The sequence below is a fragment of the Steroidobacter flavus genome (assembly GCF_042651805.1).
GTDB classification, from domain to species: Bacteria; Pseudomonadota; Gammaproteobacteria; order Steroidobacterales; family Steroidobacteraceae; genus Steroidobacter; species Steroidobacter flavus.
This window is the reverse complement of sequence record NZ_JBHSDU010000010.1, coordinates 161,484-173,874: the sequence shown is the minus strand read 5'-3', so window position 1 is coordinate 173,874 and position 12,391 is coordinate 161,484. Positions and strand designations below refer to the sequence as shown.

The 12,391-nt window shown below is 61.9% G+C and carries 11 protein-coding genes; 2 read left to right on the top strand and 9 right to left on the bottom strand.

Features of this window, described 5'->3' with window-relative positions; genetic code table 11:
- Window positions 1–96: 96 nt before the first annotated feature.
- A complete protein-coding gene (locus ACFPN2_RS22160; RefSeq protein ID WP_380600659.1) occupies window positions 97–1,461 on the top strand; it encodes an MmgE/PrpD family protein in 1,365 nt (454 codons plus the stop codon).
- Window positions 1,462–1,493: 32 nt separating this feature from the next.
- Here the strand turns inward: ACFPN2_RS22160 and ACFPN2_RS22155 are convergent, their stop codons facing one another.
- The 9 genes from ACFPN2_RS22155 to ACFPN2_RS22115 all read right to left on the bottom strand — a co-directional run bounded on the left by ACFPN2_RS22155 (window position 1,494) and on the right by ACFPN2_RS22115 (window position 10,994).
- Window positions 1,494–2,270 carry a MipA/OmpV family protein gene (locus ACFPN2_RS22155; protein ID WP_380600657.1) on the bottom strand — a complete coding sequence of 259 codons (777 nt, stop codon included), beginning with the start codon at window positions 2,268–2,270 and terminating at the stop codon, window positions 1,494–1,496.
- 91 nt (window positions 2,271–2,361) lie between these two features.
- Window positions 2,362–3,000 (bottom strand): 3-isopropylmalate dehydratase small subunit, encoded by a 639-nt coding sequence (gene leuD / locus ACFPN2_RS22150; protein ID WP_380600656.1) that lies wholly within the window; start codon window positions 2,998–3,000, stop codon window positions 2,362–2,364.
- A complete protein-coding gene (gene leuC, locus ACFPN2_RS22145) occupies window positions 2,990–4,405 on the bottom strand; it encodes a 3-isopropylmalate dehydratase large subunit (protein ID WP_380600654.1) in 1,416 nt (471 codons plus the stop codon). Before leuC ends, leuD begins: the two co-directional genes overlap by 11 nt.
- Window positions 4,406–4,418: 13 nt before the next feature.
- Complete coding sequence (locus tag ACFPN2_RS22140) at window positions 4,419–5,195, bottom strand: class II aldolase/adducin family protein (RefSeq protein WP_380600653.1); 777 nt, start codon at window positions 5,193–5,195, stop codon at window positions 4,419–4,421.
- A gap of 7 nt (window positions 5,196–5,202) precedes the next feature.
- A complete protein-coding gene (locus ACFPN2_RS22135) occupies window positions 5,203–6,222 on the bottom strand; it encodes a phosphoglycerate dehydrogenase (RefSeq protein ID WP_380600652.1) in 1,020 nt (339 codons plus the stop codon).
- Between the two features lie 2 nt (window positions 6,223–6,224).
- A complete protein-coding gene (locus ACFPN2_RS22130) occupies window positions 6,225–6,536 on the bottom strand; it encodes a DUF4387 domain-containing protein (RefSeq protein ID WP_380600650.1) in 312 nt (103 codons plus the stop codon).
- Window positions 6,536–7,936: an acyclic terpene utilization AtuA family protein gene (locus tag ACFPN2_RS22125; RefSeq protein ID WP_380600648.1), complete on the bottom strand. Its 1,401-nt coding sequence runs from the start codon at window positions 7,934–7,936 to the stop codon at window positions 6,536–6,538. Before ACFPN2_RS22125 ends, ACFPN2_RS22130 begins: the two co-directional genes overlap by 1 nt.
- Entirely contained in the window at window positions 7,936–10,083 is a 2,148-nt protein-coding gene (locus ACFPN2_RS22120) for a TonB-dependent receptor (protein ID WP_380600646.1), read from the bottom strand. The genes ACFPN2_RS22125 and ACFPN2_RS22120 overlap by 1 nt, the downstream gene beginning before the upstream one ends.
- 152 nt (window positions 10,084–10,235) lie before the next feature.
- A complete protein-coding gene (locus ACFPN2_RS22115) occupies window positions 10,236–10,994 on the bottom strand; it encodes a GntR family transcriptional regulator (RefSeq protein WP_380600644.1) in 759 nt (252 codons plus the stop codon).
- Window positions 10,995–11,069: 75 nt separating this feature from the next.
- On the opposite strand from ACFPN2_RS22115, the gene ACFPN2_RS22110 reads away from it, so the two are divergent.
- Window positions 11,070–12,386: a CitMHS family transporter gene (locus ACFPN2_RS22110; RefSeq protein ID WP_380600893.1), complete on the top strand. Its 1,317-nt coding sequence runs from the start codon at window positions 11,070–11,072 to the stop codon at window positions 12,384–12,386.
- Window positions 12,387–12,391: the final 5 nt, after the last annotated feature.

Sequence of the window (12,391 nt, the reverse complement as noted above, 5' to 3'; positions counted from 1 at the left end):
GCAAGCTGCAACGGCGGTTGCACGTCGATCCCTCTGAACTCCGTTAGCATCGGTCGGGCCGATCCTGAGCTCGCCCCGCTATCTTGGAGATCTCCCTTGCTGCTTGCCGAACGTCTCGCCGACTACACAGTGTCACTCAGCTACCACGATCTTCCGGAGGGCGTGATCCATGCCACGCGTCAGCGCCTCGTGGACACCATTGGTTGCGCTCTGGGAGCAATGGATAGCGAGCCGGTCCGCAGCATCCGTTCCTACCTTGCCACCTTGCCCGCGGGCCCATCCACCCTCTTTTTCGATCGAATGAAATCAACCCCGGAGGCAGCTGCATTTCTAAATGCGACGATGGTGCGGTTCCTCGACTATAACGACGGCTACTTCAGTCTCGAGCCAGGGCACTCGAGCGACAACATTCCCGCCTGTCTGGCCGTGGCGCAGGCTGAAGGCCTGACTGCCAAACACCTGATCCTCGCCATCGTCATCGCCTACGAGATTCAGATGCGCCTGCAAGATGTCGCCTCGCTGTTTCGTCGCGGGTGGGACCATGTGAATTTTGTCACCGTGTCCGCGACGTTGGCCGTTGGCAAGCTGCTCGGTCTGTCGAAGACGCAACTCGTGCACGCGCTCGGCATGGCGCTCAACGGACACATAGCGCTGCGACAGGTGCGCTCAGGCGAGCTCTCGGGATGGAAGGGAGCCTCGGCGGCGAACGCGTCGCGCAACGCAGTGTTCTGCGCTTATCTCGCAAAGCATGGGATGACGGGTCCGAGCAGCATCTTCGAAGGCGAGATGGGCTTCTTCAATCAGGTCAGTGGCCCGTTCGAGCTCGACGTGCGCGCCTTCGGCAATCGCGAGAACGGCGACTTTCACATCCTGCGTGCGCGCACCAAGCTGTATCCGACCAACGGTGAAATGCAGACCGCAGTGATGGCGGCGATCGATTTGCGTGAGCAACTGTCGGGCCTCGATGATATCGCCACGATCCAGATCGACACGACCGACGTAGGCTTCAAGTTTCTCGCAAAGGACCCGGCGAAGTGGCGCCCCACGACGCGCGAAACAGCCGATCACAGCCTGCCCTACACCGTGGCGAGAGCGCTGATCGACGGCACGATCACGCGCGCCACTTATGACGAGGCTGATCTTGCGGATCCGCGCGTCATCGAGGTCATCGACAAGATCAGTGTGCGTGAGGACCCTGTGCTGGCCGCACAGATGCCCTCGCTCGCCAATCGAGTAACGATCCAGACTCACAGCGGTAAGATCCTCTCCAAGGAGCTCGGCACCCAGGGCAATGCGGGGATGGGCATTGCCGATGCGCAGATCGAACGAAAGTTTCGAGACTTCGCCAGGACGCGACTTCCGGAGCAACAGATACGTAACATCCTCGAGATTTGCTGGACGCTCGAGCGCCAGGAATCGCTCGAGCCGTTCTTCGCCGCGATCGCTCTGCCCTCTGACTGAGCGACCGCACCCATTCGGGCTCATGGCGCCATTCAGAATGCTCGCAACACTCCGATGAACAATCGAATCGACTGCCCGGAGTCCAGCAAAGGACTCTCCTCGACCTTGCCCGGAAGCGCGCGGTACTTGAGATTCCCCAGCAGTGCCCACCGATCGGCGAAGCTGTATTGCAGATCGAGCCCGACCTCCGGAATGACAACGGACCCCGGGCGATAGCGCGGCACGGCTCGCGCAATCTCTTCATCGAGGATGCCGTAGTAATAATCCGCCCGGTCGGCGGACAACCATTTCGCACCGACGCTCGGCGTCAGAACCAAGCGTTCACTCAGCCGGAACGGATAGCCGTAGCTCGCGCTCAGCTCATAGCCGCCGCTGGCATCGAGCACGTCGGCGAGCGCCTGAAACTTCAGCTCGCCATAGCCGCTCGCGAAGCTCACGTCGAAGCCAACGTCGGCGCTGTCCTTGCGATCCGACAGCAGTGCGCGATCGATGCCATTTTCAGCTAACTCTCGAGCGCCGAAGTCCTCGGCATCGATACCGTCGAAGTTGGCCTCGGCAATGAGATCGATCTCGAGCGCGCTCGTATCGAGCAGGTGCACGCCGGCCGTGATGCCCTTGAAGAACAGGCGCTCGCTATCGTAAGTAATCAAGGGAACTGGCGAGTAACGCACGCCTCGTCCGACGTAGGGATTGTCGCTGGCGATCGCGCCCAGCCCTAAACCCCATCGGGCAGAGCTTTCATCGGCGGAGGCGTTACACGCGGCCAGGACAGCAAGCACCGCGACATGATACGGCGTGAAATGTTTCAAGCAGAGAACCTCGGATTGGAGAATGAACAGACCGCGGAAGCGGCCGTGGGTTAGACGCAGACGCCGAATATTTCAATCGCGCTCTTCGTAACTAACGCACGCGTGCGCGGACGACCGCCGCGACGGATTGCAACCAAGGTTCTCGTTCCCAATGTTTACGTTCGAATTCCGCAATCGCCGCGACACGCGCGAGTGACGCACCGATGAGATCGAGCCCGTCCATGAACATCTGGCGATGGCGCGCAGACATGCTGAACTGCGCGGTGTGTGTCGCGCTACGCGCTTGCAAACGCTCGAGGTCGATCGACATTCTGTTCGTTGCCGGCGCCTGAACATCGTGCATGAAACGATCGACATCCGCCTGGCTGACGCCGATCAGCAACAACCCATTGTTCATGGCATTGGAATAAAAGATTTCGCCGAAGCTCGGCGCGATCACGGCGCGGATACCGAACTGCAGCAGCCCCCACACGGCATGCTCGCGACTCGAGCCGCAACCGAAATTCTCCGCACCGACCAGGATCCGACATGCGTCATACCCGGCACGATTGAGGACGAAATCGCCGCGCGGCGTGCCAGCGGCGTCAAACCGTAAATCGTAGAAGACGCCGCGATCGAGTCCCGACTTGTCGATGCCGCGCAGGAACTGCTTCGGCATGATCTGATCCGTATCGAGGTTGGGAATGGGCAATGCTGCCGCCACACCGGCAATCGTTCTGTCACTGGACACGTGTTTGCTCCAACCGACGGACGTCCGTGATGCAGCCGTGAATCGCAGCGGCAGCTGCCATGGCTGGGCTCATGAGATGAGTGCGCCCCGCGCGTCCCTGGCGCCCTTCGAAGTTACGATTGGTCGTCGAAGCGCATCGCTCACCGGGTCGCAGCACATCGTCATTCATCGCAAGACACATGGAACATCCTGGCTGACGCCATTCGAAGCCTGCGGCGATCAACTGAGCGGCAATGCCTTCCACCTCCGCCTGATCGCGCACCGCCCCTGAGCCTGGCACGACCATGGCTCGAACGCGCGGATCGACCTTGCGCCCGCGAACGACCTTGGCGACCTCTCGCAAGTCTTCGATGCGCGCATTGGTGCAGGAGCCGATGAATACGCGATCGATCGTCAAGCCTTGCAGCGAGGCGCCCGGCTCGAGCCCGATGTACTGAAGCGCCCTTCTCGCTGCGTCCCTCTGCTGAGGCGTCATCGCCGCGGCCGGATCGGGGACGCGCTGGTCGATCGGAATCGACTGATCGGGGCTGGTCCCCCAAGTCACGCGAGGGCTGACCTCGCTGGCATCGAAGTGGAATTGCGCATGGAAACGGGCGTCACGATCGGAGCGCAGCTGCCGCCATTGCTCCATCGCCCGTGGCAGATGCCATTTCATATCGATGGCCCGAACCGCAACATACTCGATGGTGACCTCATCGGGCTCGATCAGCGCGCTCCGCGCGCCTGCTTCGACAGCCATGTTACAAATCGTCATGCGCGCTTCGGCGGACAAGGCTGCGATGCCCTCACCTGTGAATTCCACCACGTAGCCTCGCGCACCCTGAGCACCGATGCTCGCGATGATATGAAGCACCAGATCCTTGGCCGTGCACCCAAGGCCCAACTGACCGTCCACTCGAATGCGCATGTTCTTCGCCACTCGATGAACCAGCGTTTGCGTCGCCAGCACATGCTCCACTTCTGAGGTTCCGATACCAAAGCCAAGCGCGCCGAACGCCCCATAGGTGGTCGTGTGACTGTCACCGCACAACACCACCATGCCGGGACGAATCATTCCCAATTCGGGCGCCACGACGTGTTCGATACCTTGCAACGGATCGTTGGTGTCGAAGAGCGCAATACCGTGCAGCTCGCAGTTGCGCGCGAGATTGCTCGCTTGCAGCGCCGATGCTTCATCCAGGATCACGCGATGCTTGAGCGGATGGGTTGGAATGATGTGATCGACCACCGCAACGTTCTGCCACGGCCTGCGCACTGGCAGTCCGCGCTGGCGTAGTCCGGCGAAAGCTTGGGGACTGGTGTACTCATTCATGATGTGCAAGTCCGCATAGAGCAGGACATGCTCATCATCGAGGCGCTGCACGGTATGGCTGTCGACCAGCTTGTCGTAGAGAGTTCGCGGCATGGTGATCGATGAGTCAGGTCGCGTACGAGAAATCCGCGCGGTCGAGCATGCGTAGCAGTCCCGGCCAGACCAGCTTGCCGCCCAGCGAACGCGTCACCGCCGCGGCTTGTGCCTGCGCGCCCGCGATCATCGCCGCCGGGATTGGCGTCAGATCTCGGCCTCCCGATTGAGCACGAATCTGAATGTTGCAAGCGGCTTCGAATATATACATCGCGAGAAACGCATCCGCGATGCTCGGGCCCACTGTCAGCAGCCCATGATTGCGCAGCATGAAGAAGGTCTTGTTGCCGAGGTCGGCAACCAGCCGTGGCTTCTCTTCGTCGTTGAGCGCGACACCCTCATAGTCGTGATACGCCAAGCTCGCCAGAACGAACATCGCCTGCTGCGAAATCGGCAGCACCCCCTCGCGCTGGGCGGAGACGGCCACGCCGTTCAGACTGTGGACGTGCAACACACATTGCGCATCGTGACGAGCCGAATGCACGGCGGAGTGAATGACGAAGCCCGCGGGGTTCACTGGAAAGGGCGAATCGTCGAGCTTCTCACCAGCCATACCGACTTTGACCAGCGAGGACGCCGTCACCTCCTCGAACATCATGCCGTAGGGATTGATCAGGAACTGGTCCTTCACGCCAGGCACACGAGCGCTGATGTGCGTGAACACCAGATCGCTCCACCCGAAGCGCGCGACGAGACGATAGCAGGCGGCGAGATCGACGCGAGTCTGCCATTCCTCCGCGGACACGCGATCCTGAACGCTGGGAATCGAGAGTTTATTGGCGGTACTCATGGCTGACTCACGCAGTACGGACGGCCCGGCCGTCCGCGACGATGCATTCACGAGGTGGGTCCACTCCGTGCAGAACGTCGACGACGCAGCGCGCGGCGATCATGTTCGTGCGATCGAGTCCTTCGCGGGTGGACGCACCGGAGTGAGGCTGAGCAATCACATTGGGCAGGGAGGCCAGCGCCTGGGTCACGGATTGATAGCTGGGATCGGATTCGCTCATGAACACATCGAGGCCGGCCCCGGCCAGGCGCTGATTCTCGAGCGCCTGCAACAGGTCCCGATCTTCGACGAGGCCGCCGCGTGCCGTGTTGATGATGAACGCGGTCGGTTTCATCGAGCGAATCGTTTCTTCCCGGATCAGAAAGCGTGTCTGCGGCGTCAGCGGTGCATGCAACGTGAGATAGTCACTTTGCGACAACACCGTCTGCAGATCGGCATACTCGAATCCCAGCTGGACCGCGAGATCTGCATCCTGCCTGGGGGCATTGACCAGCACCTTGCAATCGAACGCCGACAAGCGCTTGACCACGCTGCGCCCGATTCGACCGAGCCCGATGACACCTACCGTTTTCCGATAGAGATCCGTGCCCAGCGGAATGGCCCACGAGCCCCGAGCGACTGCCGCCTGGCCCTCGCGGAAGCGGCGACCGAGTGCCAGCATCATGCCGATGGTCTGGTCGGCGACCGTCGCATCGTTTCCACCGGCTGCAATGGTTGCAACCCGCCCGAGTTCGCGAATCGCAGCGACATCCACTCGCTCGTAACCGACGCCCCTGCGCGAGACGATCTTCAGCTGCGGGAGGGCCGTCAGCAGATCGCGCGTCACGCGCGCATGCCCGACAATCCAACCCGCTGCGCCTTGCAACCATTCTCGAAGCATTGCCTCGGGTAGATCACCGTCTGCTTTGCCTGGCGGCAACTCCGCGATCGTCACATTGCAGTTGTGATCGCGCAGATAAGCCATGGCCGCTTCGTCGAAGAAGCGCTGAGTGACGACAACCTCATGCCTCCGCGTGAGATCGCCCATGCCTAGACGTCCAGCTCGATGTCCAACAAGCGCACGAACTGCTGTCCGCAGTGCATGTCGCGCTCGACCTCGCCACCTTGCACGTTGGTTCGTGCATAGGAGATCTTCACCATGTTCAGCTTCGGCACCGGATACTTTTTGACCAGACGCGGATCGGCCCCATACAGCCGCTCGATCAGCTCGGGCCCGAGCACCGGGGAATCGGCATAACGCCGGTAATTGTCCGGTCCGTCGAAGAACAGGTCGAGGGTCACCCAGAACGGGCCGGCGTTCTTGGAACGAATGTGATGGCAAACCTGCTTGACCGTGGGCATTACTTGCGCTCCTGCCGAAGATCCACCCACTGCGTCCGCACCAGTTTCATTGGATCGTCGACCTCCACCACGTGATTCAACTTGAACTCGTACACCGGCCCACGTTCGATGTCCGCTGGCGAGAACGCGAATCCGTGGCTCGGCAGTTCCTTCGCGAGGTCGATGGGAAAGTGAAAGAAATAGGGATTGCATGCCTTCGCGATCTGCGTCGCCATCTCCTGCGTATCGGCGGTCGCCACGAACAGCACACCGATCTCACGCGGGGCCGCTGTGCCCCGCGGCGGCTTGTCGCCCGACACCGCATTCCAACCGTACATGCGCAGCGAGATATGGAAGTCGCCCGCCGCCGGACCGATGGTCTTGTGGGTGCGCTCGTACAACGCCGCCAGCATCTTGTCGTGAAACTCATCGACCCGCGCCAGAATATTGGGATCCTGGATGCCGATCAGCATCAATGTTTGATACCGTCCGCGCCCCGCCCCTTCGAGCTTCAGCGTGTAGGGCTGCGGCCGCCACACTGAGCCGGTGACTCGCACGCGTCGCTCGTCGATGGACTCGTAGTCGGCGTCCGTCACATCGAGCACACCGCCGGGTTCGGTGAGCAGGAACGGATTGCTGTTCTCGTACAGCATGTGTGCCGAGACGCTGTGCGGGTCGCAGTGATTCGCCGGCACCAGCGTCTGCACCTCGAAACCCTCTTTATCGATACAGATGAGTACGCCGGCGGCCGCGGTCGGATTCACCGTGCATTGAGCGCCGCACTCTGCAACTTTGGCGGCGTGCCACGACGCACCGGCCGGCGCTCCTTTCATCAAAGCATAGGACGCGAGAACGGCTGTATCCGTGGTGCGCCCGCCGAGGATGATGTCCGCGCCGGCCTTCAGCGCCTCGATATAAGGCTCCGCTCCCATCACCGCCACGATGTGATCGCATGCGTCGATGGTGGCATCATCCAAGTCCCCGAGTGGCGGCAACGCACGAATCTTCCCTGCCGCGTTCTGCGTCTTGAGCGACGCCTTGTCCTGCTCGCAATAGAGCACGGCGATACGCGGCGTTAGATTCAGCTCCGCGGCAACCTCGATCGCGATCTCCTTCGTCCAATCGACGTTGGCATCGCCGCCCGCCTGACCGGAGCTGCCAACGATCAGCGGAATTCGCGCCTCGGCCGCTGCTTTCATGAGCAAGCTCAGATCGCGCTTGACCGACCCTCTATTGTTCTTCGAGATGCCCAGTGCCAGGTACGCAGCACCGCTGTCCGTGGAACCGGCGTCCGTGGCAATCGCGTGCGCGCCTCGGGCGATGGCCTCTCGAATCTCCTCCTCACGCGCGCCCGCGCCCAAGGATCCCGTGGGCACGAATATCCGGACCGGTCCATCGAACGTTGTCGTATCGGTTCGCATCAATAATTCCAGTAAAAGGTTGCGCCGTAGGTTCGCGGCGGGTTGTAGGCGCCAAAATTCGCCCCCAGGAAGGTCGCCTGGAAGCTGCGCGTGAGCTCATCGGTGAGATTCTTGCCCCACAACGACACCGCCCATTTTTCGCCCGCGCTGGTGTAGATGACGCGGGCGTCGACGAAGTGCGTGGGCTCGCGCACCTCCGGCCCCACGTTGGAGTTGTCATCGAAGATCTTGCTTTCGTAGCTGTAGTCGGCCGCGAAACTCAGCGATGCGCCTTGCGACAGCACCCATTCGTACGACGGCGACACCACCACCTTGTGCTCCGGCGTGCGCGACACGCGATTGCCCGCATAGTTCACGCCGGGCTCGGGCGAGAACACATCGAAGGTCGCGTCGGTGTACGCATAGCTCAACGTCAGGCGCGCACCGGCGAATGCTCGCCAGCTCAGATAGGTTTCATAACCCTGGATGGTCGCCTCGCCGGCGTTGTCGGTGACGATGGCGAGATTGTCGAGCACACGGCGCGTTTGCAGGTCCGTGTAGTCCAGCAGGAACAGTGTGTTGTTCCAGATGAGCGCGCCGTCCGCGAACGTGCTCTTCTGCCCGAGCTCGTACTGTGTCGCGTACTCCGGCTCGAAGTCATCGGCCGCATCCGCCGCCGACGACGGCGTGTCCTGGAACCCGCCGCTCTTGAAGCCGCGAGAGACCATCACGTACAGCAGATGATCTTCCGCCAGATTGAACGCGCCGCCGATACGATAGGTCGCAGCGTCGTAGTTCTTGGCCACGCTCACGTCGAACTGTTCTTGCGCGCGAACGACACCGGTGCCAGCCGTGTTCGAGACGCGGTATTCCTTTTCATCGCGAGAGTAGCGCACGCCAGCGGTGAGAGAGAATCTGTCCGTCAGCGGCCAGCTCACGTCGCCGAACACGGCGTAGCTGTCCAGGAGCGCTCGCTGCGTGTAGATGTCAGTGAGGCCATCGCCTGCGATATCCAACGCCAGCGTATCCAGCCGATCGGTCTCGCTGCCGAAGTTATAGAGCCCGGCGACCCACGACACGCGAGCACCGGGCAGCGAGCTGATTCGAAGCTCGTTACTGTAAAAATCGCTTTGCTCGGTGTTGCCGCCACCGATATCGATCAGGTTCGTGCTCGAGTTGCCGCCGTCGAAATCGTAGGAAGTTTCGTAGTCGAGATCGCGATAGGAGCCCAGATAGGTCAACGTCGCGAACGAAACATCCCAGTCCACTTGCACGCGCGCACCCCAGGTGTCCCGATTCTGATAACCGTCGGTGGAACCCGCGGTGTGCTCTCGGTCGCGATCCACCGTCCAGAACACTGCCTCGTCAGCGCCTTCATCGAGGTCGAGCGTATGTTGCGCGGGACCCGCAGCTCGATCCCGAGTGCCATCGAGGGTGAGTGACAAGCGCAGGGTGTCGCTGGGTCGGCCGAGGAATTGCAGACGCGCGCTCGAGGTGTCCTGATCCTCGACGCGATTGCCAGTGAAGGTATTGCGAACGTAGCCGTCGTGAGTTCGCCAGCTGCCGCTGGCGCGAACCGCTGCCTTGCCGTCGGCGAGCGGCGCGTTCACGAACGCCGCACCGTCGGCTCTTTGATAATTTCCAACCGTCACTTCGGCGCCGGCATCGAAGGCCGACGGATCCGGTGGGCGACTCAGCACGTTGATCGCGCCGCCGACCACGTTGCGGCCATACAGCGTTCCTTGCGGCCCTTTCAAGACTTCGATGCGCTCCACGTCGAAGGCGTCGAAAGCCACCGCCGCCGGTCGGCCCAGATAGATTTCATCGAGGAACACGGCAGAGCTCGGGTCACCGGCAGCGCCACGGTCCGACGAACCGATAGCGCGAATCACGATGCGTGGCTGTGAAGCTGGAAACCCGTCGAATCCCAACCCCGGCGTGCGGGTTGCGACGTCGCCGATCTGTTGCACGCGAGCCTGTTGGACCTGGTTCGCATCCAATACCGTCACGGTGATCGGGACGTCCTGCAGGCGCTCGCCACGCCGTTGCGCGGTGACCAGCACCTCCTCCAGCTCCGACGTTGCCGTCGACTGCGCGCCACTCGGACTCGCCGCGGACATCAATGCTCCCGCCACGCAGACCAACAACTGTCGGCTGCTCGCACTCATGGTTGCCCCCTGAAGTCGTTGTTATGCCCTGCCGGATTGGCAGGTCAGGCAAACGATAGGGCGACGGGATTCAATCTGTCAACGGATTGGATGCAAAATTATCTGCCTTTGGATTTTATCCTTGACAGCTTTGAATTCAGGCCAGAGCATAGTCAGCGCAATGTGGCGACCGAGTGCAGGCGCGTCTTGGTGGCCAGAACGTGCGCGGCCATGAGCCGGCCCGCCTCGTTGCCATCTTCTGCCTGGATCGCCTGCACCACGTTCTCGTGATCGAGTTGTGACTCGCGAATGTGCTCGGGGACCGACGTGGGCAACTGTCGAAAGCGCTGGGGGACGTGGCCAGCGACACTGGGACAGATGCGTGCCACGTCGCCCAGCACTGGATAGATCAGAGTCATGCGCATGGCGTTTCTGAGCACGGCATTCTGCGCGGCGCGATGAATCGAGCGATGAAACAATCGATTGACCTCATACCACTCACGCTCGATGACCTCGGACCACTCGCCCTTGTCGACGATGACTCGCGACTGCCGCGCCAGGCCAGCAAGTTTGTCCAGGTCCTGCTCGCTCCAGCCGCGATCCACCGACTGCTGACATGCCAGCGACTCGAGCGTCGCCCGCACGTCGATGGAATCGAACACATCGCGAATGGTGACCGGCCGCACGGTGTAGCCGCGATTCACGCTGTAGTTCACCAACCCCTCGGCGGACAGCAACGCGAGGGCGCTGCGCACCGGAGTTCGCGACACTTCGAGTTGCTCCGCAAGCGCCTCGGCGCGCAAACGCGCGTCCGGCGCGATCTTTCCGGTCACGATCAACTCGCGCAGCTTGGACAGCACCGTATGCGTCGTGGTCTCGGCGTGCTGCGGATCGGCCCACACCTCCGCGCCTTCATTCGTTTCCTCCGCCATCGTGGTCGCATCCTCCAGGAAAATTAGCCATTGAACGCCGACACCCTTCTGAACCCGGCCGTGCTCGGCACGGCGATGGTCGTCACATTCATGACGCTCATCATGACCAAGCGGATGTCCGCCATCGCGGCCCTCATCGCTGTGCCCATCGTGTTCGGGCTCATCGCCGGTGTCGGGCCCGGCCTCGGCGACATGATGTTGGAAGGAGTACTGCAGGTCACGCCCACCGCGCTGATGCTGTGCTTCGCCGTTCTGTACTTTGCCATTGTAATGGATGCCGGACTGTTTGATCCGCTGGTGCGAAGAGTCCTGGCGGCGGTCGGCGAAGATCCCGTGCGAATCAGTATCGGCACCGCGGTGCTGGCCATGGTGGTCTCGCTCGATGGCGACGGCACGACCACCGCGCTGATCGTGATCACGGCGTTCCTGCCGGTGTATCGCAGGGTCGGCATGAATCCGCTGATTCTCGCCACGCTGCTGGGATTGAGCAACTCGGTGATGAATTTCGTGCCCTGGGGCGGCCCGTCGGCCCGCGCCGCGACCGCCGTGCAAGCCGATCTCAACCAGGTGTTTCTGCCGCTGCTGCCAGCCATGGCAGTCTCCTTATCGGCAGTGCTCGTCATGGCCTGGCGTTTCGGTCTGTCGGAAAAGCGGCGGCTCGCGGCCGGTGCACCGCTCGTTGCCGACACAACAGCGGGTGCTCAGGCTGCCTCCCTTACGGAGTTGCAGCAGGACACGAGCGCACGCCGGCCTCATCTGTTCTGGTTGAATCTGATTCTCACGCTCGCGCTGGTGCTCGGAATGCTCCTCAGCCTGGCACCGCTGCCCGTGCTGATGATGGGGTGCTTCGCCATCGCACTCACGTTGAACTATCCCCGTCTGAAGGAACAGAAGGAACGGCTCGCGTGTCACGCGGAGAATGTCGTCAACATCGTAGTGCTGATCTTCGCAGCCGGCGCCTTCACCGGCATCTTGAACGGCACCGGGATGACGGATGCGATGGCCAAGGCCGCGCTGTCCATCGTCCCGCCCAGCATCGGTCCGCTGCTTGCGCCGATCGCCGCCATCGTCAGCATGCCGCTGACCTTTGTGATGTCCAACGACGCGTACTACTTCGGCGTCGTACCGATCATCGCGCAAACCGCCGCGAGCTACGGCATCACGGCCGAAGAGATCGCGCGAGCGTCGTTAATGGGCCAGCCGGTGCATACCCTGAGCCCGTTGCTGGCACCGATTTATCTAGTCTGCGGACTGCTTCGGGTCGATGTGGCCGACGCCCAACGGTTCTCATTGAAGTGGGCGGTACTCACCAGTCTGATCGTGACCGCAGCTGCGCTGCTGACCGGTGCGATTCCGCTGGCGGGCGATGGCTTCGCGCTGCCGACAAAGTGACCTCT

Bases quoted from the DNA above. Each gene is read 5' to 3' on its own strand.
- leuC (WP_380600654.1), bottom strand. From the start codon at position 4,405: ATGCCGCGAACTCTCTACGACAAGCTGGTCGACAGCCATACCGTGCAG.
- ACFPN2_RS22140 (WP_380600653.1), bottom strand. From the start codon at position 5,195: ATGAGTACCGCCAATAAACTCTCGATTCCCAGCGTTCAGGATCGCGTG.
- ACFPN2_RS22135 (WP_380600652.1), bottom strand. From the start codon at position 6,222: ATGGGCGATCTCACGCGGAGGCATGAGGTTGTCGTCACTCAGCGCTTC.
- ACFPN2_RS22130 (WP_380600650.1), bottom strand. From the start codon at position 6,536: ATGCCCACGGTCAAGCAGGTTTGCCATCACATTCGTTCCAAGAACGCC.
- ACFPN2_RS22125 (WP_380600648.1), bottom strand. From the start codon at position 7,936: ATGCGAACCGATACGACAACGTTCGATGGACCGGTCCGGATATTCGTG.
- ACFPN2_RS22120 (WP_380600646.1), bottom strand. From the start codon at position 10,083: ATGAGTGCGAGCAGCCGACAGTTGTTGGTCTGCGTGGCGGGAGCATTG.
- ACFPN2_RS22115 (WP_380600644.1), bottom strand. From the start codon at position 10,994: ATGGCGGAGGAAACGAATGAAGGCGCGGAGGTGTGGGCCGATCCGCAG.
- ACFPN2_RS22110 (WP_380600893.1), top strand. From the start codon at position 11,070: ATGGTCGTCACATTCATGACGCTCATCATGACCAAGCGGATGTCCGCC.